The following is a 230-nucleotide window of genomic DNA, read 5'->3' as shown; positions in this document are numbered from 1 at the left end:
CAGTGAAGCGCCCGCCCGGCGTGCCGGTGATCACCGCCGTGCATGAAGTCGCCCAGGCCGCCCCCGTGGCCGAAGTGGTCGACGTGCTGCAGATTCCGGCGCTCCTGGCCCGCCAGACTGACCTGGTGGTGGCCATCGTCCAGATCGGCCGTGCCGTGAACATCAAGAAGCCGCAGTTCCTCAGCCCCTCGCAGATCAAGCACATCGTGTCCAAGACCCGCGCAGTGGGC

At 67.8% G+C, this 230-nt stretch carries 1 pseudogene; it reads left to right on the top strand.

Annotated features, from left to right (window positions below):
* A pseudogene (locus tag KVS69_RS20885) lies at positions 1-230 on the top strand (3-deoxy-8-phosphooctulonate synthase); the annotation flags it as partial.

This window comes from Stenotrophomonas sp. GbtcB23 (assembly GCF_019091045.1).
Taxonomy (GTDB): domain Bacteria; phylum Pseudomonadota; class Gammaproteobacteria; order Xanthomonadales; family Xanthomonadaceae; genus Stenotrophomonas; species Stenotrophomonas rhizophila_A.
Note: the sequence above shows the minus strand (reverse complement) of the source record. Positions and strands in the feature narration are given on the sequence as shown.